Source organism: Neotabrizicola paludis (assembly GCF_044142105.1).
Taxonomy (GTDB): domain Bacteria; phylum Pseudomonadota; class Alphaproteobacteria; order Rhodobacterales; family Rhodobacteraceae; genus Pseudogemmobacter.
On record NZ_JBGTYM010000004.1, the window covers coordinates 260,552 to 278,611 of the forward strand.

At 63.0% G+C, this 18,060-nt stretch carries 28 protein-coding genes; all 28 read right to left on the reverse strand.

The features are described 5' to 3' along the window. Nucleotides 1-71: 71 nt before the first annotated feature. A complete protein-coding gene (gene ttcA, locus ACED67_RS11680) occupies nt 72-944 on the reverse strand; it encodes a tRNA 2-thiocytidine(32) synthetase TtcA (RefSeq protein WP_395541792.1) in 873 nt (290 codons plus the stop codon). A 79-nt stretch (nt 945-1,023) separates the two neighbouring features. Beyond that, on the reverse strand, nt 1,024-2,358 hold the full coding sequence (locus tag ACED67_RS11685) for a replication-associated recombination protein A (RefSeq protein ID WP_395541793.1): 1,335 nt from the start codon (nt 2,356-2,358) through the stop codon (nt 1,024-1,026). Between the two features lie 133 nt (nt 2,359-2,491). Beyond that, on the reverse strand, nt 2,492-3,079 hold the full coding sequence (locus ACED67_RS11690) for an acyl-homoserine-lactone synthase (protein ID WP_395541794.1): 588 nt from the start codon (nt 3,077-3,079) through the stop codon (nt 2,492-2,494). A 50-nt stretch (nt 3,080-3,129) separates the two neighbouring features. After that, on the reverse strand, nt 3,130-3,723 hold the full coding sequence (locus ACED67_RS11695) for a helix-turn-helix transcriptional regulator (RefSeq protein ID WP_395541795.1): 594 nt from the start codon (nt 3,721-3,723) through the stop codon (nt 3,130-3,132). A 194-nt stretch (nt 3,724-3,917) separates the two neighbouring features. Further along, on the reverse strand, nt 3,918-4,334 hold the full coding sequence (gene rplQ / locus ACED67_RS11700; protein WP_395541796.1) for a 50S ribosomal protein L17: 417 nt from the start codon (nt 4,332-4,334) through the stop codon (nt 3,918-3,920). Between the two features lie 133 nt (nt 4,335-4,467). Then, nucleotides 4,468-5,484: a DNA-directed RNA polymerase subunit alpha gene (locus ACED67_RS11705; protein WP_395541797.1), complete on the reverse strand. Its 1,017-nt coding sequence runs from the start codon at nt 5,482-5,484 to the stop codon at nt 4,468-4,470. Nucleotides 5,485-5,605: 121 nt separating this feature from the next. Further along, a complete protein-coding gene (rpsK, locus tag ACED67_RS11710) occupies nt 5,606-6,004 on the reverse strand; it encodes a 30S ribosomal protein S11 (protein ID WP_395541798.1) in 399 nt (132 codons plus the stop codon). Between the two features lie 15 nt (nt 6,005-6,019). Next, on the reverse strand, nt 6,020-6,388 hold the full coding sequence (gene rpsM, locus ACED67_RS11715; RefSeq protein WP_395541799.1) for a 30S ribosomal protein S13: 369 nt from the start codon (nt 6,386-6,388) through the stop codon (nt 6,020-6,022). Between the two features lie 178 nt (nt 6,389-6,566). Then, a complete protein-coding gene (locus ACED67_RS11720; protein WP_395541800.1) occupies nt 6,567-7,154 on the reverse strand; it encodes an adenylate kinase in 588 nt (195 codons plus the stop codon). Nucleotides 7,155-7,159: 5 nt separating this feature from the next. Beyond that, nucleotides 7,160-8,518 carry a preprotein translocase subunit SecY gene (secY, locus tag ACED67_RS11725; RefSeq protein WP_395541801.1) on the reverse strand — a complete coding sequence of 453 codons (1,359 nt, stop codon included), beginning with the start codon at nt 8,516-8,518 and terminating at the stop codon, nt 7,160-7,162. A gap of 113 nt (nt 8,519-8,631) precedes the next feature. Beyond that, a complete protein-coding gene (rplO, locus tag ACED67_RS11730; protein ID WP_395541802.1) occupies nt 8,632-9,102 on the reverse strand; it encodes a 50S ribosomal protein L15 in 471 nt (156 codons plus the stop codon). Between the two features lie 133 nt (nt 9,103-9,235). Continuing rightward, entirely contained in the window at nt 9,236-9,940 is a 705-nt protein-coding gene (locus ACED67_RS11735; protein ID WP_395541803.1) for a hypothetical protein, read from the reverse strand. A 127-nt stretch (nt 9,941-10,067) separates the two neighbouring features. After that, nucleotides 10,068-10,511: a GFA family protein gene (locus ACED67_RS11740; protein WP_395541804.1), complete on the reverse strand. Its 444-nt coding sequence runs from the start codon at nt 10,509-10,511 to the stop codon at nt 10,068-10,070. Between the two features lie 203 nt (nt 10,512-10,714). Then, the gene (gene rpmD, locus ACED67_RS11745) at nt 10,715-10,912 is read right to left on the reverse strand and encodes a 50S ribosomal protein L30 (RefSeq protein ID WP_395541805.1); all 198 of its coding nucleotides are present in this window, start codon (nt 10,910-10,912) and stop codon (nt 10,715-10,717) included. 2 nt (nt 10,913-10,914) lie between these two features. Next, nucleotides 10,915-11,484, reverse strand: a complete 570-nt coding sequence (gene rpsE / locus ACED67_RS11750; RefSeq protein WP_395541806.1) for a 30S ribosomal protein S5 — start codon at nt 11,482-11,484, stop codon at nt 10,915-10,917. 123 nt (nt 11,485-11,607) lie between these two features. Next, nucleotides 11,608-11,967 (reverse strand): 50S ribosomal protein L18, encoded by a 360-nt coding sequence (rplR, locus tag ACED67_RS11755; RefSeq protein ID WP_395541807.1) that lies wholly within the window; start codon nt 11,965-11,967, stop codon nt 11,608-11,610. Between the two features lie 11 nt (nt 11,968-11,978). Next, nucleotides 11,979-12,512, reverse strand: coding sequence for a 50S ribosomal protein L6 (gene rplF, locus ACED67_RS11760; protein WP_395541808.1), 534 nt, complete (start codon nt 12,510-12,512; stop codon nt 11,979-11,981). A gap of 10 nt (nt 12,513-12,522) precedes the next feature. Beyond that, the gene (rpsH, locus tag ACED67_RS11765) at nt 12,523-12,921 is read right to left on the reverse strand and encodes a 30S ribosomal protein S8 (protein ID WP_395541809.1); all 399 of its coding nucleotides are present in this window, start codon (nt 12,919-12,921) and stop codon (nt 12,523-12,525) included. A 13-nt stretch (nt 12,922-12,934) separates the two neighbouring features. Then, nucleotides 12,935-13,240, reverse strand: a complete 306-nt coding sequence (rpsN, locus tag ACED67_RS11770) for a 30S ribosomal protein S14 (RefSeq protein WP_395541810.1) — start codon at nt 13,238-13,240, stop codon at nt 12,935-12,937. A gap of 18 nt (nt 13,241-13,258) precedes the next feature. Next, the gene (gene rplE, locus ACED67_RS11775) at nt 13,259-13,816 is read right to left on the reverse strand and encodes a 50S ribosomal protein L5 (protein ID WP_395541811.1); all 558 of its coding nucleotides are present in this window, start codon (nt 13,814-13,816) and stop codon (nt 13,259-13,261) included. Continuing rightward, nucleotides 13,816-14,121, reverse strand: a complete 306-nt coding sequence (gene rplX, locus ACED67_RS11780; protein WP_395541812.1) for a 50S ribosomal protein L24 — start codon at nt 14,119-14,121, stop codon at nt 13,816-13,818. Before rplX ends, rplE begins: the two co-directional genes overlap by 1 nt. Next, nucleotides 14,121-14,489: a 50S ribosomal protein L14 gene (rplN, locus tag ACED67_RS11785; protein ID WP_091302592.1), complete on the reverse strand. Its 369-nt coding sequence runs from the start codon at nt 14,487-14,489 to the stop codon at nt 14,121-14,123. Before rplN ends, rplX begins: the two co-directional genes overlap by 1 nt. A 69-nt stretch (nt 14,490-14,558) precedes the next feature. Further along, entirely contained in the window at nt 14,559-14,798 is a 240-nt protein-coding gene (gene rpsQ, locus ACED67_RS11790; protein WP_395541813.1) for a 30S ribosomal protein S17, read from the reverse strand. Nucleotides 14,799-14,809: 11 nt separating this feature from the next. Continuing rightward, nucleotides 14,810-15,010, reverse strand: coding sequence for a 50S ribosomal protein L29 (gene rpmC / locus ACED67_RS11795; RefSeq protein ID WP_395541815.1), 201 nt, complete (start codon nt 15,008-15,010; stop codon nt 14,810-14,812). Between the two features lie 185 nt (nt 15,011-15,195). Next, complete coding sequence (locus ACED67_RS11800; protein WP_395541816.1) at nt 15,196-15,825, reverse strand: outer membrane protein; 630 nt, start codon at nt 15,823-15,825, stop codon at nt 15,196-15,198. A 109-nt stretch (nt 15,826-15,934) separates the two neighbouring features. Continuing rightward, the gene (locus ACED67_RS11805) at nt 15,935-16,945 is read right to left on the reverse strand and encodes an acyltransferase family protein (RefSeq protein WP_395541817.1); all 1,011 of its coding nucleotides are present in this window, start codon (nt 16,943-16,945) and stop codon (nt 15,935-15,937) included. A gap of 108 nt (nt 16,946-17,053) precedes the next feature. Further along, complete coding sequence (locus ACED67_RS11810) at nt 17,054-17,677, reverse strand: TIGR02466 family protein (protein ID WP_395541818.1); 624 nt, start codon at nt 17,675-17,677, stop codon at nt 17,054-17,056. An 80-nt stretch (nt 17,678-17,757) separates the two neighbouring features. Beyond that, a complete protein-coding gene (locus ACED67_RS11815; protein ID WP_395541819.1) occupies nt 17,758-17,964 on the reverse strand; it encodes a hypothetical protein in 207 nt (68 codons plus the stop codon). Nucleotides 17,965-18,060: the final 96 nt, after the last annotated feature.

Genomic DNA, 18,060 nt, shown 5'->3' on the forward strand with positions numbered 1-18,060 from the left:
ACGGCGGGACCGGGGCCGCGTACGGCGCGACCCATCCCCCGAGACCTAGGCCCCAAGCCGTGTTGGCTTCGTTAATCGGGCAAGCGAAGTTGCTTAGACTTTTCCTCAATTGCGCCGGGCTGGCCCAGTGCCAGTGCCGCGAAATCGAACAGGGCCGGATCCGCAAGATGCGATGGCCGCGCGTTCATAAGAGCGCGGAACATGATCTGGCGACGCCCCGGGCTGCGCGACTCCCATTCGTCCAAAAGTTTCTTCACCTGGGCGCGCTGCAAGCCTTCCTGGCTGCCGCAAAGATCGCAGGGGATGATAGGGTAATTCATCGCCCGGGCGAACCGGTCGCAATCGGCCTCGGCCACGAAGGCGAGCGGCCGGGCCAGGAACAGGTCGCCCTCTTCATTCACCAGCCGCGGCGGCATTGTCGCCAGCCGCCCGCCATGGAAGAGGTTCATGAAGAAGGTTTCCAGAATATCGTCGCGGTGATGGCCAAGAACGACAGTGGAGCAGCCCTCTTCGCGCGCAATGCGATACAGGTTGCCGCGCCGCAACCGCGAGCAGAGGCTGCACATCGTGCCGCCCGGCGCGATCTTCGAGGTCACGATGGAATAGGTGTCCTGATACTCGATACGGTGTTCCACGCCCATGCGGGTCAGGAATTCGGGCAGGACTGTCGCCGGAAAGCCGGGCTGGCCCTGGTCCAGGTTGCAGGCCAAGAGGTCAACCGGCAGCAGACCGCGCCATTTCAGTTCGGTCAGCGCCGCAAGAAGCGTATAGCTGTCCTTGCCTCCCGAAAGGCAGACCAGCCAGCGATCGCCGCGCTGCGCCATGCCATAGGTCTCGATCGCCTCGCGCGTCTCGCGCACGATGCGTTTGCGCAGCTTCTTGAACTCGGTCGAGGACGGCGCGCCGTGAAACAGCGGGTGGATGTCGTCGAGATCGTCCAGCATGGGCACCTCCAGATGAGCGGGGATATGACAGAAGCCTGTCTGGCGGGGAACACGAATTTTCGACGAAAATTCGTGGCGCTCAACTGCCCTGCCGCTTGATGCGCAATTTCGAGAAATACTCGACCCGCTTCTTCAACTCGCGCTCGAAGCCGCGTTCGGGCGGGGCATACCAGACCGGGCGGCGCATGCCTTCGGGGAAATAGTCCTGGCCGGAAAACCCGTCTTCGGCATCATGGTCATAGGCGTAGCCCGCACCATAGCCCACGTCCTTCATCAGCCGCGTCGGCGCGTTCAGAATATGCTTCGGCGGCATCAGGCTGCCGGTCTCCTTGGCCGAGGCCCGCGCCGCCTTGTAGGCGACATAGACAGCGTTCGACTTGGGGGCGAGCGCCAGATAGACGACCGCATTCGCCAGCGCCAGCTCTCCCTCGGGGCTGCCCAGCCGCTCATAGGTCTGCCAGGCTGCGAGACAGACCTGCTGCGCCTCGGGATCGGCCAGGCCGATATCCTCGACCGCCATGCGCACGAAGCGCCGGGCCAGGAAGCGCGGGTCCTCGCCCCCTTCCAGCATGCGGGCGAACCAGTAAAGCGCGGCATCCGGGTCGCTGCCGCGCACCGATTTGTGCAGGGCCGAGATCAGGTTGTAATGCTCGTCTCCCGCCTTGTCATAGCGTGCGGCGCGGCGCATCAGGCGGCGCGCCAGCGCGTCGCGGTCCAGAGGGGCATCGATCTTCCAGGCGGCGACCTGTTCGATCAGGTTCAGAAGGGCGCGGCCATCGCCATCGGCCATCTCGAGCATCGCCTCGCGCGCTTCGCCCTTCAAGGGCAGGGCACGGCCCAATTCCTTCTCGGCCCGTTGGGCCATGCGCTCCAGATCGGCCAGCGACAGGCGTTGCAGGATGATGACCTGCGCCCGGCTGAGGACGGCGGCGTTCAGTTCGAAACTCGGGTTCTCGGTCGTGGCGCCGACCAGAAGGATGGTGCCATCCTCCATATGCGGCAGGAAACTGTCTTGCTGGGCCTTGTTGAACCGGTGGATCTCATCGACGAACAAAAGCGTCCCCTGCCCCGTCTGCCGACGCACCTTCGCCGCCTCGAAGACCTTCTTCAGATCGGGCACGCCGGTGAAGATCGCCGAGATCTGGACGAAGGCCAGATCGGTCTCGGCCGCAAGCAGCCGGGCGATCGTGGTCTTGCCCACGCCGGGCGGGCCCCAGAGGATCAAAGAAGACAGAGAACGCGCCTTGAGCATGGCACCAAGCGGACCCTCGGGCGAGAGGACCGCTTCCTGACCGATCACCTCGGACAGGTGGCGCGGGCGCAGCCGGTCGGCCAGCGGACGCGTAGCCTCGCGCGCGGGATCACGCGGGGCGGCAAAGCCCGGGTCGGGCGGCGTGTCGAACAGATCGGCCATGCCGCAACCATATTGCGGCGGCCGGGAAAGCAAAAGCACCCACCGGCAACGGGCGTCACCTCTGTGCGCCCGGCCGGAGGCGGGGTCTTCCCTGGCTGGAAGACCCCTGGCCTGGACCCCACCTGCACCACCCCTAGTGCAGCTTCGTTGCCATGCTGATCGTGACGCAGACGCAGTCGAGCCCGTCGAAATTAAGGATAGGCCCGGCCGGTTCACATTCCAGCCCGACGCGCCGCCCAATGCGCCGCGTGGCATCGGGGATCAGCCCAAGTACCATCGACGCACCGAGCATACGGGCCGAGTTCACCATCTCCTGCCGCAGCTGCAACTGCACCCGCAGGCGCATGGAGGCGGGCACGGCTTCGGAAACGAAGACCCGGCTCGATTCCCAGACGTGAGCGGCGACCGGGGCGGGCGTGTAGAGCAGGTTCGACGGGATCGTGTCGAGAAGGCCAAGCTGCGCATCGCGGATCATGTAGGAATAGATGCCGCAGCGATGGGTCGTGGGTGTCAGCCTGATGCCGGCCAGCACCTGCCCCCCCTCATGCACGGCAACCCAGCGGCTTGCGGGGGTATCGTATTGGTCGAACTCCATCCCGTTCGCCTGGGGCAGGTCCCACTTGTTCTTGTCGATGAACGCCCGGTGCCGCGCGCGGAACATGTTTGCAAACAGCTCACCGTGGTTGTGGATGTTCTCGAACGAAAGGGTAGTGACTTCCATGGTTAGTCTCCTTCTGGGGTTAAAAACCGGGCAGAGGGAAACCGTTGCGCCTAGAGCATGCGATACTCGCGCGCCTTTCTTACCGCTTCGGACGTCGTCCGGGCTTCTAGCCGGATCCGTGCCGAGTTGAGCCGCGCCTTGAAGGCGCTTTCAGAAATCCCAAGCTTCGCTGCGGCAGCAGAGTGACGGTCCCCATTTGCAATGCATTGCAGCGCCTCTATCTGCGCTTTCGTCAGCTCTGACGGTGGTTTCGCCGCGATGTGCAGGCGTTCGGTGATATCGGCCAGGACGTCCATTTCGGCATCCGTGAATTCACGCGTCGAAGAGCAGATCCCCGCCATAGAGCGCGAGGTAATGGGGCCATAGGAAGAGACCGCGCCGAATTTCATACCGTAGGCGGCGGCCTTCTTGAGCAGCCCGAACGGATCGGGCAGCGGGATCTCGCTCCAGCGACGGGTACCGGTCGTGCCAATGCCCCAGAAGACCAGGGGGTCACGCAGATAATAGGAATGGGCGTTGTAATGCTCGACCCAGTCCGCCGGATAGCGGCTGTGATAGACAAGCGGGGTGGCAAAACGGATGTGCAGGCCGACAGCATAGCCATCGGGCGCGAGACTTTGCAATTCGTTGTAAAGCTCGGACAAGCGTTTGACCTGTGTCATCTAGGTGGAAGGCCTCGCGGCGATTCTCCTTGTGATTGATTGTCCTCTGAAGCACTTTAGTTTCAAGGATAAAACCATGTCGTTGTTCAAGGTAACCCGGCGTCAACAGCAGAGACACCAAGGGCCCGCCGTTGCTGGCGAGCCCCCGATATCTGTCCGATCGTGCGGCGCACGACTTATTCCGCAGCGTCCTCAGCTTCGAGGCGGGCGAGGTCGGCGGCACCCTTGGCCGAGGGATCGCGGTCGACGAATTCGATGATCGCCATCGGGGCCATGTCGCCATAGCGGAAGCCGGCCTTCAGGACGCGGACATAGCCACCCTGACGATCCTTGTAGCGCGGGCCGAGGATCTCGAACAGGCGGGCAACGTGCTTGTCCTGCTTGAGCTGGGCAGCCGCCTGGCGGCGGGCATGAAGATCACCGCGCTTGGCCAGCGTGATCAGCTTTTCCACCACGGGGCGCAGTTCCTTGGCCTTGGGCAGGGTCGTCTTGATCTGCTCATGCTCGATCAGCGAGCCGGCCATGTTGGCCCAGAGCGCCTTGCGGTGCTCGGCGGTACGGTTCAGGCGGCGATAGCCGCGGGCGTGACGCATTTCAAACTCCTAACGTCTCGTTTTGCTTTGTGTTGCGGCCCGTGCGTTGCGGGCCGCGTCGTTGGGCTTTCGCCAGTTGGTCCCCGCCTGCGCGGGCATTTCAGGCAGGGAGCGCTTGGCGCGCACCCATTTCTCAGAACTGGTCTTCGAAGCGCTTGGCGAGGTCTTCGATATTCTCCGGCGGCCAGTCCTCGACATCCATGCCAAGGTGCAGACCCATGCCCGAGAGCACTTCCTTGATCTCGTTCAGCGACTTGCGGCCGAAGTTCGGGGTGCGCAGCATCTCGGCTTCGGTCTTCTGGATCAGATCGCCGATATAGACGATGTTGTCGTTCTTCAGGCAGTTTGCCGAACGGACCGACAGTTCCAGCTCGTCCACCTTCTTCAGCAGCAGCGGGTTGAACTCGAGACCCGAGTCGATCTCGCCAGCCTTGGCCGATTCCGGTTCTTCGAAGTTGACGAAGATCGACAGCTGATCCTGAAGGATGCGGGCAGCATAGGCGACGGCATCATCCGGGGTCAGCGAACCGTCGGTTTCCACCTTCATCGTCAGCTTGTCATAGTCCAACACCTGGCCCTCGCGGGTGGGTTGCACTTCGTAGCTGACCTTGCGGACCGGCGAATAGATCGCGTCGATCGGGATCAGGCCGATCGGCGCATCTTCCGGGCGGTTCTTGTCGGCCGAAACATAGCCCTTGCCGGTGTTGACGGTCAGTTCCATGAACACATCCGCCCCGTCGTCGAGGTGGCAGATCACATGGTCCTTGTTCAGCACTTCGATGCCGGCGGTCTCTGCGATGGCGGCCGCGGTGACGACGCCCGGCCCCTTGGCCGAGATCGACAGACGCTTCGGTCCTTCGACATCCATCCGCAGGGCGACACCCTTGAGGTTCAGCACGATGTCGGTGACGTCTTCACGGACGCCAGCGACCGAGGAGAACTCATGCAGGACGTTGTCGATCTGCACCGAGGTGATCGCGGCGCCCTGCAACGAGGACAGAAGCACACGGCGCAGCGCATTGCCCAGCGTCAGGCCAAAGCCCCGCTCCAACGGCTCTGCGATGACGGTGGCGACGCGCGATGCATCGGCCCCCGGCTTCACGACAAGCTGGGTCGGCTTGATAAGTTCCTGCCAGTTCTTGTGGATCATTCACTTGCCTCCATTCTTGCCGCCGCTTCCAATGTCCGAAAGAAGCGTGGCGCCCGAGGGTCTTCCCAAATGCGAGAACCGGGCCATGCGGAAGGCATGACCCGGTCGTATTTCCCGTGCCTCAGACGCGGCGGCGCTTCGGCGGACGGCAGCCGTTATGGGCCAGCGGCGTGACATCGCGGATCGAGGTGATGGTGAAGCCCACGGCGGCCAGCGCGCGGAGCGCCGATTCGCGGCCCGAACCCGGACCCTGGACTTCGACTTCGATCGTCTTCACGCCATGTTCCTGCGCCTTGCGGCCAGCGTCTTCGGCAGCCATCTGGGCGGCATAGGGGGTCGACTTGCGCGAGCCCTTGAAGCCCATGGTCCCGGCCGACGACCAGGAGATGGCGTTGCCCTGAACGTCCGAGATCAGGATCTTGGTGTTGTTGAACGACGAGTTCACATGCGCCACGCCAGCGGCGATGTTCTTGCGTTCCTTGCGCTTGGTGCGCGCGGCGGATTTCGGATCACGTGCCATATCTGTGCGCTCCCCTTACTTCTTCTTGCCGGCGATCGGCTTGGCCGGGCCCTTGCGGGTGCGGGCGTTGGTGTGGGTGCGCTGGCCGCGGACCGGAAGGCCCTTGCGGTGACGCAGGCCGCGATAGCAGCCCAGGTCCATCAGCCGTTTGATGTTCATCGAGACTTCACGACGCAGGTCGCCCTCGACGGTCACATTCGCGTCGATATATTCGCGGATCGCCAGAACTTCGGCATCCGAAAGCTGGTTGACGCGACGGGCGCGGTCAATCTTCAGGGCTTCACAGATATCCTCGGCCACTTTCGCGCCGATGCCATGGATATACTGCAGAGAGATCGGAACCCGCTTTTGGGTCGGGATGTTGACGCCAGCAATACGTGCCACGCGTATGTCCTTTTCTGTTGCGGCTCCGTAGCGCCAGAGCCTTTTTTCACAACCGCAGCAGGGCCATGGACCCGATGCGACTTCCCGCTGATGGGAACCCCGGCGCAGGCGATTCCCTGCCGGGACGCCGTGCTTTATGGGCTTTTCCGCGCCCCGTCAAGGGCGCGGGATCAGCAATTCAGGTTCTGTCAAGAACTTTCGCAATGGCCGTGGCAACATCGTCCATCGGGGCCATGCCATCCACTTGGGTCAGACCGCCCTTGGCATAATAATAGCCTAGCAGAGGCGCGGTTTGCTTGTAATAGGCGCGCAGACGGTCGGCGAAGACCTCGGGCGTATCATCGGCGCGGACGGGCTGACCCGCGGCCTTAGCCTCTTCCGCCCGCTTGACGATCCGGCCGACAAGGGCGGCGTCGTCGACCACCAGCTCGATCACCGCATCAAGCTTTCGGCCCATGCGGGACAGAAGCTCTCCCAACGCATCCGCCTGTTTCAGCGTGCGCGGGAAGCCGTCGAAGATAAAGCCGCCCGGCGCACCGGCCTTCAGCTTCTCTTCGATCAGGCCGATGACGATCTCATCCGTCACCAGCTGACCCTTGTCCATGATCTCGGCCACCCGCTTGCCCATCTCGGTGCCGCTCGTCTTGGCCGCGCGCAGCATGTCACCGGTCGAGAGCTGCACCATGCCGCGGCTGTCGACCAGCCTCTGCGCCTGCGTTCCCTTTCCCGCACCCGGCGGGCCCAGAAGAATGATATTCGCCGCCATAGGGTTCAGCGCCGCGCCGGTGCACGGGTGCCCGTGCGCTTCTTGCCGCGAAGCTGCGACTTCTCGATCAGCGCCTCATATTGATGTGCCAGAAGATGCGACTGGACCTGGTTGATCGTGTCCATCGTGACCGAGACCACGATCAGCACCGAGGTGCCGCCGAAGTAGAAGGGGATGCCGATCTCCGAGATCAGGATTTCCGGCAGAAGGCAGACCGCCGCCAGATAGGCCGAGCCCAGCACCAGAATGCGGTTCAGCACATATTCCAGGTATTCCTCGGTCTTCTTGCCCGGGCGGATGCCGGGGATGAAGCCGTTCTGGTTCTTCAGGTTGTCGGCCACATCATCGACTTTGAACGAGACGTTCGCAGTGTAGAAGTAGCTGAAGAACACGATCAGTGCGGCCAGGAACACAAGGTGGAGCGGCTGACCATAGCCCAGATAGGCGGTGATCACCGACAGGACCGGGTTGGTCGAGGCGCCCGAAAAGGTCGAGATCGTGGTCGGCAAAAGCAGGATCGACGAGGCGAAGATCGCCGGGATGACGCCCGCCGGGTTGACCTTGACCGGCAGATGCGACGATCCGCCGTCATAGACCTTCATGCCCACCTGACGGCGGGGATACTGGATGTGGATCTTGCGCAGCGCGCGTTCCATGAAGACGACGAAAGTGATCACGGCGATGACCATGACGATCACGCCCAGGATGACCGGAGTCGAGATCGCGCCCGAGCGGCCCTGCGCCAGGAATTGCGCGATGGCGGCGGGAATTTCCGCCACGATGCCGACGAAAATGATCAGCGAGATACCGTTGCCGATGCCGCGGCTCGTGATCTGTTCGCCCAGCCACATGAGAAACATGGTGCCGCCGACCAGGGTGATAACGCAGGAGGCGGTAAAGAAGAAGCCCGGCGTATGCGCAAGATCGCCCGCCTGGATAGACATGGCGATGCCATAGGACTGGAACAGCGCCAGCGCCACGGTGCCGTAGCGCGTGTACTGATTCAGCTTCTTGCGCCCGATCTCACCCTCTTTCTTCAGGTGCTGCCAGGGCTGATACATCGTGGCCAGAAGCTGCACGATGATCGAGGCCGAGATATAGGGCATGATGCCAAGCGCGAAAATGCCCATGCGCTTGATGGCGCCGCCGGTGAACATGTTCAACATGCCCCCGATCCCCTGCCCCGCCTTGTCCATGAACTCGCGAAGCGCGCCCGCGTCGATCCCCGGCACCGGAATATAGGTGCCAAGACGGTAGACGATCAGAAGACCGATGGTGAAGAAGATGCGTTGACGAAGATCGGTCGCCTTGCCGAGCGCGCCCCAGCTAAGGTTCGCGGCCATCTGTTCTGCGGCGGATGCCATGCCTTGCCCTTTTCATGGACAGCGCCGCCGAACCGGTTTCCGGTCGGCGGCGCGGGAAAACCTGTGCTGATGTAAGCGAGCTTGCGCCCGCTCACAACCGCTAAATCGGCGGATCACTCGGCCGCTTCGGTCGCCACGGTGATGCTGCCGCCTGCGGCCTTGATCGCTTCGATCGCCGAAGCCGAGGCGCCGGTCACTTTCAGCGTGACCTTCGAGGCGATGGCGCCCTTGCCGAGGATACGGATGCCGTCGCGCTTGTTCGAGGTCAGACCAGCCGCGACCAGCGCGTCCTCGTCGATCTCGGACTTGATGTCCAGCTTGCCAAGGCCGATGAATTTTTCGATCAGGCCCAGGTTGACGACCGCAAATTCCTTGCGGTTCGGCTTGGAGAAGCCGCGCTTCGGCAGGCGGCGATAGAGCGGCATCTGGCCGCCTTCATACCCGCCGATGGCCACGCCCGAACGGGACTTCTGCCCCTTGATACCACGGCCAGCGGTCTTGCCCTTGCCCGAGCCCGGGCCGCGCGCAACGCGCTTCTGCTTCTTGGCCGCGCCTTCGTTGTCGCGCAGTTCATTCAATTTCATGTCGCATACTCCTTGGCCGGAACGCCCCCGCCTGCGACGGATGGGGGCAACACGGCATTTCTTGTTGATTCTTGCAGCCGCAACGGCCACCGCGGGCGTATAGCCGCGCAACCCCGCCGGATCAAGCCCCCGCTCAGTTCTCGAAGGCGTTCAGCGGCGGCGTGTCGATGGCGGGCGTCTCGCCCTGGAACTGCATCAGATAGCCCAGGCTCTTGTTCAGCCCGATGCGGTTCAACTTCAACTCTCCGTTCACGAAGAACAGATCGGCCACGTCATATTGCCGCCGGATGCCGTCCTGGGGATCCCAGATCTCGGCCACGGCCGCCTTCTTGCGCGCCGCGCCCAGCTGAAGCTGGAACAGCCGCGGATCCGCCGTTTCGGCCACGACCGAGAGAACGGCGAGGACTTCGTAATAGTCGGTGATGCGCTCGTCCTGAAAGCGGCAGACACCCTCCAGCCCCACCATCCCCAGCGCCGCAAGGCCCGAGGCTGTGCCGATGGCCGGACTGTTGATGATGGTGCCGCCCATGCCCAGCCCCTCGGCCAGGTCCTTGACGCCGCCCGCGACTTTGGCCGCCCGGCTGCCCTTCAGCACTGCCCCAAGCGCGGTGAGGCCACCGCCATCGACAAGGGTGAAGAAATCCTTGGCCTCGCCGCTGACCCGGCCCAGTTCGCGCAGTTTTCCCAGCGTGCTGTCATCGGCCGTGTCGCTGGCCAGCGCGGGGGCACGCTTGGCGATCATCTCGCTCAGGCGGAAGTCGCAGAGCTTCGCCTGCGCCGTGCCTGCAAGCACCGCAATCCAGACCGCGACCAGCGGCGCCAGTTTCCAATCGGACATGTCTCGAACCTGCTCAGTCTTTTGCCGCCAGTCTAACGCAGAACGGCGCCAAGGGGCAGGTCGGCAATGCCCCCGCCAGGATCACGAATGCGCAAACCGGCAGGGGAGTGGCAGAAAGACCGCAGGGTCAGGCGGCGCTGGCCGGCCATTTGAAGTCGGGACGCAGGCTGTCATAGACTGGGCGGCCATCGTTCGGCTTGGCATAGCCCTTCGTCTCGTCCCAGAAAGCGTGATAGGTCGCCTTGGGGAAGGCGGCATCGTCATAGCCCATGACATTCGGGACGGCGACGCGGATGCGCTTCTGCTTGTCATCCAGCATCAGGGCCGCGCCGCATTCGGTGCAAAGGCAAATTTCCAGCGGGCCACCAGGATTGTCCTTGTTGAAGGGCACGCGTTTCATCTTTTCGGGATGGTCGACATGCAAGTCGCCATAGTTGAAGAAGGCGACATGGGTGTGCTGCTGGCCGGTCACGCCCTTGCAGACATTGCAGTGGCATTCGTGATTGTCGATAGGCTCGGCGCTTGCGGTCACATGCACATGGGCGCAGCCGCCGGCATATTTCGTGGCCATCTTCTCATCCTCCCTGATGAAGCTCGTGGTCAGGCCCGCTCCGGCCCCGTCCCCCGGGACCGTCTTAGGGTCAGGCGCAGGCTAGCACCGTTTTTGAGTCGCGAGCGATTCAGCCTTTGGGTGGAGGACGCCGGACCAAAGAAAAACGCCCCCGCGTTTCAGCAGGGGCGTTTCAGTTCGGTCGAGGCTGGCCCAACGAAACCTTAGCCGCGCTCTTCGATGATCTCGACGAGGTGGCTGATCGAATTCACCATTCCGCGCACGGAAGGGGTATCTTCCAGCTCGCGGGTGCGGTTCATCTTGTTCAGGCCCAAGCCTTTCAGCGTGGCGGTCTGCACCGCCGGACGGCGGGCGGCCGAACGGATCTGCTTGACGACGATGGTCTTTTTCTTGTCAGCCATGATCAAGCCTCCGTGGTTTCGGCTTCGGGCTTGCGCAGGATCTCGGCCACTTTCTTGTTGCGGCGGGCCGCAACGGAACGGGGCGAGGTTTCCTTCTTGAGACCGTCGATGGTGGCGCGAACCATGTTATAGGGGTTCTGCGTGCCGATCGACTTGGCCACGACGTCCTGGATGCCCAGCATTTCGAACACGGCGCGCATCGGACCGCCGGCGATGATGCCGGTACCGGCCACGGCGGTGCGCATCACGACCTTGCCGGCGCCATGACGGCCCTCGATGTCGTGGTGCAGCGTGCGCGCGTCTTTCAGCGCGACGCGGATCATGCTGCGCTTGGCCTGCTCGGTCGCCTTGCGGACGGCTTCCGGCACTTCCTTGGCCTTGCCCTTGCCAAAGCCGACACGGCCGCGCTGGTCACCCACCACGACCAGAGCCGCAAAGCCGAAACGCTTGCCGCCCTTCACGGTCTTCGACACCCGGTTGATCGCGACCAGACGGTCGGCGAATTCCGGGGTTTCCTCGCGCCGGTCGTCCCGACGATCGCCGCGGTCGCGGCGGTTTTCACGTTCTGCCATGAGGCAAACCTTTCCGTGGTGGCGCGATCTGGCGCGCCGATTGGTGCCGATCCTGGTGGGCCTGCGGCCCCCGGATCATCGGGGGGGCGGTCCGGAACGAATCCCGGACACCCCCCACAGGGATCAGAACTTCAGACCACCTTCACGGGCAGCATCGGCCAAAGCCTTGATCTTGCCGTGGAAGATGAAGCCGCCGCGGTCGAAATAGCATTCGTCCACGCCGGCCTTCTTGGCCCGCTCGGCGATGGCCGCGCCAATCTTGGCGGCAGCCTCGACGTTGTTCTTGCCGACCACGCCCAGGTCCTTTTCCAAGGACGAGGCCGCAGCCACCGTCACGCCCTTCACATCGTCGATCAGCTGGACCGAGATGTTCTTGGACGAACGATGCACGGACAGCCGCATCCGGCCAGCCGACATCGACTTCAGTTTGTTCCGCACGCGCAGGCGGCGCTTGAGGAACAGCTCGCGTTTGTTCAAAGCCATTTTTGCGCCCCTTACTTCTTCTTGCCTTCCTTGCGGAAGATGAACTCACCCTTGTAGCGGATACCCTTGCCCTTGTAGGGCTCGGGCTGACGCCATTCGCGGATGTTCGCTGCAACCTGGCCGACCTGTTGCTGGTCGATGCCCTCGACGACGATTTCGGTCGGCTTCGGCGAGGTGATGGTCACCCCCTTCGGCACGTCGAAATTCACTTCATGCGAGAAGCCGAGCGACAGCTTCAGGACATTGCCGGCCATGGCGGCGCGGAAACCGACGCCCTGGATTTCCAGCTCTTTCTTGAAGCCGGTCGACACGCCTGTAACAAGGTTGTCGACCATCGAGCGGGTCATGCCCCACTGCTGACGCGCACGCTTGGACAGGCCGCGCGGAGTGACCTTGACGGCATCGCCTTCGATCGAAAGCGTGACATCGTCGCCCGCGGTGAAGCTGCGGGTGCCTTTCGGCCCCTTCACTTCGATGGTCTGACCCGAGATCGAGGCGGTGACGCCTTTGGTCAGGGTGACGGGTTTCTTGCCGATACGAGACATGGAACCCTCCTCAGAACACGGTGCAAAGCACTTCGCCGCCAACATTGGCAGCGCGCGCATTCGCATCCGACATGACGCCCTTCGGCGTGGAGACGATCGACACGCCCAGGCCGTTGCGGACCGACGGGATGTCCTTGACGCCCATGTACACGCGGCGGCCCGGCTTGGACACGCGCTTGAGTTCACGGATGACGGGTTCGCCTTCGTAGTACTTCAGCGAGATGGTGAACTCGCCCTGGCCGTTGGTCGTGTCGGCCTTTTCGTAACCGCGAATATAGCCTTCCGACAGCAGCACATCCAGAACCCGGCCACGCAGGGTCGAGGCGGGCGTCGCCACCGTCGACTTGCCACGCAGCTGGGCGTTGCGAATGCGGGTCAGCATATCGCCGATCGGATCGTTCATCGACATGATCCGCTCTCCCTTACCAGCTCGACTTCACCATGCCGGGGATCTGGCCGAAGGAGGCCAGTTCCCGCAGCATGATGCGCGAGAGTTTCAACTTGCGATAGAACGCGTGCGGACGGCCGGTCAGCTGGCAGCGGTTGTGCATGCGGACAGCGGCGCTGTTGCGCGGCATCTCGGCCAGCTTCAGCGTGGCCTTGAAACGCTCTTCCATCGGTTTGGACTGGTCGTAGATCACCGCCTTCAGCGCGGCGCGCTTGGAAGCATGCTGCTTCACCAGCGCGGCGCGTTTCACTTCGCGGTTCACCATGGATTTCTTTGCCATATCTGTGGTTCCTCGCGATCAGGCGTTGAAGGGCATGTTGAAGTGCTTCAACAGCGCCTTGGCTTCGGCATCGGTCTGCGCAGTGGTGCAGATGATGATGTCCATGCCCAGGATCTCGTCGACCTTGTCGAAGTCGATTTCCGGGAAGACGATGTGCTCTTTCAGGCCCATGGCAAAGTTGCCACGGCCATCGAACGAGGGCTTTACGCCGCGGAAGTCGCGGACGCGCGGCAGAGCGACGTTCACCAGACGGTCGAGGAATTCGTACATGCGGTCGCCGCGCAGCGTGACCTTGCAGCCCAGCGGCATCTCTTCGCGGACCCGGAAAGTCGCGATCGACTTGCGGGCCTTGGTGATCACAGCCTTCTGACCGGCGATCTGGCCAAGTTCCTCGGCGGCCTGCTTCACCTTCTTGGTGTCCTTGACCGCTTCGCCGACGCCCATGTTCAGGACGATCTTGTCCAGACGCGGGATCTGCATGTCGTTCTTGTAGGAGAACTCTTCCTTCAGCGCGGCGCGGGTCTTGGCCTTGTACTGGGCCTTGAGGCGCGGCGTGTATTGCTGAGCGTCAAGCATCAGAGCGCCTCCCCGGTGGTCTTGGCGTAGCGGACCTTCTTGTCGCCTTCCATGCGGAAGCCGACGCGGGTCGCCTTGCCGTTCTTGTCCAGAAGCGACAGGTTCGACAGGTCGATCGGCATCGCCTGCGGCACGCGGCCGCCCTGCGACTGGGCCGATTGCTTGGTGTGGCGGATCGCGACGTTCACGCCATCGACAACAGCCTTGTTGTCCTTGGGCGAGACGGCGGTGATTTCGCCCTTCTTGCCCTTGTCCTTGCCGGTCAGCACGACGACGGTGTCACCCTTGCGGAGCTTGGCAGCCATCACAGCACCTCCGGCGCAAGCGAGATGATCTTCATGAAGTTCTTGGCACGCAGCTCGCGCACGACCGGCCCGAAGATACGGGTGCCGACCGGCTCGCCCTGGTTGTTCAGGATGACGGCGGCGTTGCGGTCGAAACGGATCGTGGTGCCGTCTTCACGGCGAACTTCCTTGGCGGTGCGAACGACAACGGCCTTGCGGACGTCGCCCTTCTTCACGCGACCTTTCGGAATCGCTTCCTTCACCGACACCACGATGATGTCGCCGACCGAAGCATAACGGCGGTGCGAACCGCCAAGAACCTTGATGCACTGCACCCGGCGCGCGCCGGAGTTGTCAGCCACATCCAGATTCGTCTGCATCTGGATCATTGGTCTTCTCCCGACCTTCGGGGACCGTTCAGATTTCCGGCCCCGGGGTTTCGTTTAGATCGCTCTGACTTACGCCGAGGCGTCGGTCACAACGGTCCAGCGTTTGGTTTTCGAGATGGGGGCGCATTCCTCGATACGGACGACGTCGCCCACCTTGAAGGTGTTGTGCTCGTCATGAGCACGGTACTTCTTCGACTTACGCACGGTCTTCTGCAGCAGCGGGTGCTTGAAGCGGCGCTCGACCAGGACGGTGATCGTCTGCTCGTTCTTGTCCGAGGTGACGGTGCCCTGAAGGATACGTTTCGGCATTTTGGATCCCTTTACTTCGCGGCTTCAGCGGCTTTTTGGTTGAGCACCGTCTTGATGCGGGCGACGTCACGGCGGACGGCACGCATGCGGGCGGTGTTCTCAAGCTGGTTGGTCGCCTGTTGGAAGCGCAGGTTGAACGCCTCTTTCTTCAGGGCGACCAAGCTGTCGCGCAGCTGGTCTGGGGTCTTGCTCTTCAATTCCTTGGCGTCCATCGCCAATCTTCCTTTCACAATCGCCAGACGGCCCCTTGTTGCGAAGGGTCACCGGAGACCTGGCGGATCAATGACAAACCACCGAATCCGAGTCGCCCCGGAGCCGTGGATGGGGTCCTATAGGGGGGTGCGCCCGGGAACGCAAGCCTGAACTGCGCTGGATGCTTTCGCCGCGCGCAACCGGATCAGAAGCGCATAGAGATGCGCAGGCCGAACTGATGCGGGCGGGCCGTCAACTCGCCCCCTGCCCCGCCCGAGGACAGGTCATATTCAGTATAGCTTATCCCCAGCGCCATCCGCTTGCTGATCTGATAGTCGAAGCCAAGACCATAGGCCAGCCCATCGAAGTCGCGCGAGGTGCCGCCCAGGTCTAAGCTGGTGCGGGCATAGCCAAGCCGGGCATAGATCAGGGCGTCACGCCAGGCATAGCCCAGCCGCCCCGCCAGCTCGACCATGGCGTCGCCCTGGCTTTTGACCCCGGAAATCCTGGTATCCATGGTCTTGGCATAGGACAGCTCGACCCCATAGACGATATGCCCGTTCTGCGCGTTTACCCCGGCGAAACCCGCAGCGGTCGAACCGTCGATATCCAGATCGACAAGCGTATCTGACAGGGAGACGCCAAGCTTGCCGTAGCCAAGCCCCACATAGGGGCCGGACCAGTCTGCAATCGGCGCGGCAATCACGGGGGGTGGCAGGGGTTCGGGGGCTTCGGCCACAACGCTCGGTCCACCGGCCTGAACGGGCATGGAGATAAAAATCTGGGCTGCCAGGATCAGGCCGGAACAGGATGACGATGCGCGGTTCTGGGGCATGGCAATTGTCCTCTTGCATCAGGACAAGTCGCCAAGCGGTATCCCGGTTCCCGTCCACGGTCAGGGCTTGCGTTTCCCCCTCCAGGACAGACGGGCGCGCAGGGGTTCGTCAAAGCGATAGGTCAGCAGCGCGGATGCGAGCAGCACGGCAGATCACGGCCAGAAGAAACGCATGGCCCCGCAGCAGGTGCGGCGCCCAGACCTTTGTCTGCCCGAGGATCAGGACCGAAATGGACGCATGAAGGATGTAGATCGCGTAGGAGAGCCGACCCAGATGGTCCGAGAGCGCAGCGAAGAACCCGCCCATCGGCAAGCGTGTGCTCAGGATGACAAAGCCGGGAAAGACGACCGCGATCCAAAAAAGGTGCCACCATATCGCATGCGCGGGCAGCAGCACGAAGGCAAAAGCGACCGGGAAAAGAACCCAGCCCGGAACCGGCCCTTCAAGGGCAAGCACGCCGCTGCGATGGATCAGAACGCCCAGGGAGAAAGAGAACCAAAACCGGGCCGAGCCGCCCAAAAAGGTGTCGAGCGACCAGCCCAGATCGGCGCTCTGGTGCAGATGAACCTGCCAGATCAGCACACCGAATGCGGCCAGAGCCAGGCCGACCAGAACCCGGCTGGAAAGCCAGGGCAGGAGCAGAACATAGGCAAGGTTGAACCAGAATTCGAGCGTCAGCGTCCAGGCGGATGTCGAGAAGGGGATCGCGCCGAAGGCCCATTCCTTGCTGCCCGGCGTGGGCAAAAGCAAGAGGGTCAGGGGCAAGGCCCAGAGGACCTGGCCAAGCTGCGGCGCATCAGGCGTGCCCATCGCGATCTTACCCAGGAAATGCGCCATGCCGAAGGCGCAGGCGACCAGATAAAGTGGCCAGAGGCGTAAAACCCTGACGGCCGTGAATCGGGCAAAGCCCATCTCACCGCTCATCAGCCGTCGCTCATAGGCGCGGGCGATGACCAGGCCGCTCATCAGGAAGAACAGGTCGACCGCAAGGAAGCTGCCGCTGATGAGGCCAAAGACCGGGATCTGGCCCTTGTAGTGATAGAGGAACACCGCGATCGCGGCCAAACCCCTTGCGGCATCCAGCGCAAGATAATGCGAGTTTTCGCTGGCTTTGGCCAAATGCTTCCCTGCCCAAGATGCCGCCCGGGTTCTGACGCCCGGCTCATGCGCGGTTCGCAAGATTAGGCCAGCGCAGCGCCACGTTGCAACCTCGGATCGTCCCGCCGCTCAGGCCCAGCCGTAGTTGAAGCTGACCGAGATGCGCTCTTCTTCCGACATGTTCATCGGCACTTCGTGCCGCAGCCAGCTTTCCCACAGCAGCACCTCGCCCACCACGGGCTGCACATAGACGAAACGGCGCAGCGCCTCGGGCGCGTCCTTGCGGGTGACAGGCGCCATCATCATCATCGGCAGGCGCGGGTCTTCCAGTTTCAGCGCCGAGGTGCCTTCGGGCATGGCGACATAGGTGGTGCCCGAGATCACCGAATGCGGGTGGATGTGGCTCGCATGGGTGCCGCCCTCGGGCAGGATGTTGATCCAGAGCGAGTTGCATTTGAGCTTCTTGCCCTGAAGATCGAAGCCCAGATCATCGCAGAAGGCGGCGACATGCTTGTCCAGCGCCTTTTCCAGATCCCCGAAGATCGGAAAGCGCCAGGGCAGATCGTCCAGCGAGGCATATGATGTGTAGCCCGGATAGCCGTTCGCCTCACACCATTCCTGCCCGGCCTCGTCATCCTCGGCGATGGCGTCGCAAGAAGCGTGCAACTCGGCATAATCCACCTTCTTCTTCGCGAGCTCGTTCAGCTTGGCGCGGTAGAGGCGGGTGACAAAAAGAGAGGTGATTTCGGCCATGGCGGGTGCTCCTGCGCTGTGCAGCCGCGCAGTAGCAGGATCGCCCTAGCCGTGAAAGGGGCGCCCGGCCGTGGCCGGGGTTAGCGGCAGGCGCGCACGCCCAGATCGTCGCAGGCCAGACCTGCCAGACCGCCAACCACGGCCCCGCCAACGGCATTGTCGAACAGAACTTCGCCAGCAACTGCGCCCCCCGCGGCGCCAACCAGCGCCCGATTGCCATCACCGGTCACGCAGGCGGAAAGCAGCAGCGGCAGGGCGGTCAGAATCAAGATGGGACGCACAGTCATGGTGGCCTCGCAATCTGAATGGCTCTGACAAGGGAACGACCCAAGGCGGGATCGGTTCCCTGCGCCGTGCTGCGGCGGATGAGGGCATCACAGAGG

Coding starts and splice junctions, on each gene's coding strand:
- ttcA (WP_395541792.1), bottom strand. CDS start 944: ATGCTGGACGATCTCGACGACATCCACCCGCTGTTTCACGGCGCGCCG.
- ACED67_RS11685 (WP_395541793.1), bottom strand. CDS start 2,358: ATGGCCGATCTGTTCGACACGCCGCCCGACCCGGGCTTTGCCGCCCCG.
- ACED67_RS11690 (WP_395541794.1), bottom strand. CDS start 3,079: ATGGAAGTCACTACCCTTTCGTTCGAGAACATCCACAACCACGGTGAG.
- rplQ (WP_395541796.1), bottom strand. CDS start 4,334: ATGCGTCACGCCCGCGGCTATCGCCGCCTGAACCGTACCGCCGAGCAC.
- ACED67_RS11705 (WP_395541797.1), bottom strand. CDS start 5,484: ATGATCCACAAGAACTGGCAGGAACTTATCAAGCCGACCCAGCTTGTC.
- rpsK (WP_395541798.1), bottom strand. CDS start 6,004: ATGGCACGTGATCCGAAATCCGCCGCGCGCACCAAGCGCAAGGAACGC.
- ACED67_RS11720 (WP_395541800.1), bottom strand. CDS start 7,154: ATGGCGGCGAATATCATTCTTCTGGGCCCGCCGGGTGCGGGAAAGGGA.
- secY (WP_395541801.1), bottom strand. CDS start 8,518: ATGGCATCCGCCGCAGAACAGATGGCCGCGAACCTTAGCTGGGGCGCG.
- rplO (WP_395541802.1), bottom strand. CDS start 9,102: ATGAAATTGAATGAACTGCGCGACAACGAAGGCGCGGCCAAGAAGCAG.
- ACED67_RS11735 (WP_395541803.1), bottom strand. CDS start 9,940: ATGTCCGATTGGAAACTGGCGCCGCTGGTCGCGGTCTGGATTGCGGTG.
- ACED67_RS11740 (WP_395541804.1), bottom strand. CDS start 10,511: ATGGCCACGAAATATGCCGGCGGCTGCGCCCATGTGCATGTGACCGCA.
- rpmD (WP_395541805.1), bottom strand. CDS start 10,912: ATGGCTGACAAGAAAAAGACCATCGTCGTCAAGCAGATCCGTTCGGCC.
- rpsE (WP_395541806.1), bottom strand. CDS start 11,484: ATGGCAGAACGTGAAAACCGCCGCGACCGCGGCGATCGTCGGGACGAC.
- rplR (WP_395541807.1), bottom strand. CDS start 11,967: ATGGCTTTGAACAAACGCGAGCTGTTCCTCAAGCGCCGCCTGCGCGTG.
- rplF (WP_395541808.1), bottom strand. CDS start 12,512: ATGTCTCGTATCGGCAAGAAACCCGTCACCCTGACCAAAGGCGTCACC.
- rpsH (WP_395541809.1), bottom strand. CDS start 12,921: ATGTCGATGAACGATCCGATCGGCGATATGCTGACCCGCATTCGCAAC.
- rpsN (WP_395541810.1), bottom strand. CDS start 13,240: ATGGCAAAGAAATCCATGGTGAACCGCGAAGTGAAACGCGCCGCGCTG.
- rplE (WP_395541811.1), bottom strand. CDS start 13,816: ATGCTTGACGCTCAGCAATACACGCCGCGCCTCAAGGCCCAGTACAAG.
- rplX (WP_395541812.1), bottom strand. CDS start 14,121: ATGGCTGCCAAGCTCCGCAAGGGTGACACCGTCGTCGTGCTGACCGGC.
- rplN (WP_091302592.1), bottom strand. CDS start 14,489: ATGATCCAGATGCAGACGAATCTGGATGTGGCTGACAACTCCGGCGCG.
- rpsQ (WP_395541813.1), bottom strand. CDS start 14,798: ATGCCGAAACGTATCCTTCAGGGCACCGTCACCTCGGACAAGAACGAG.
- rpmC (WP_395541815.1), bottom strand. CDS start 15,010: ATGGACGCCAAGGAATTGAAGAGCAAGACCCCAGACCAGCTGCGCGAC.
- ACED67_RS11800 (WP_395541816.1), bottom strand. CDS start 15,825: ATGCCCCAGAACCGCGCATCGTCATCCTGTTCCGGCCTGATCCTGGCA.
- ACED67_RS11810 (WP_395541818.1), bottom strand. CDS start 17,677: ATGGCCGAAATCACCTCTCTTTTTGTCACCCGCCTCTACCGCGCCAAG.
- ACED67_RS11815 (WP_395541819.1), bottom strand. CDS start 17,964: ATGACTGTGCGTCCCATCTTGATTCTGACCGCCCTGCCGCTGCTGCTT.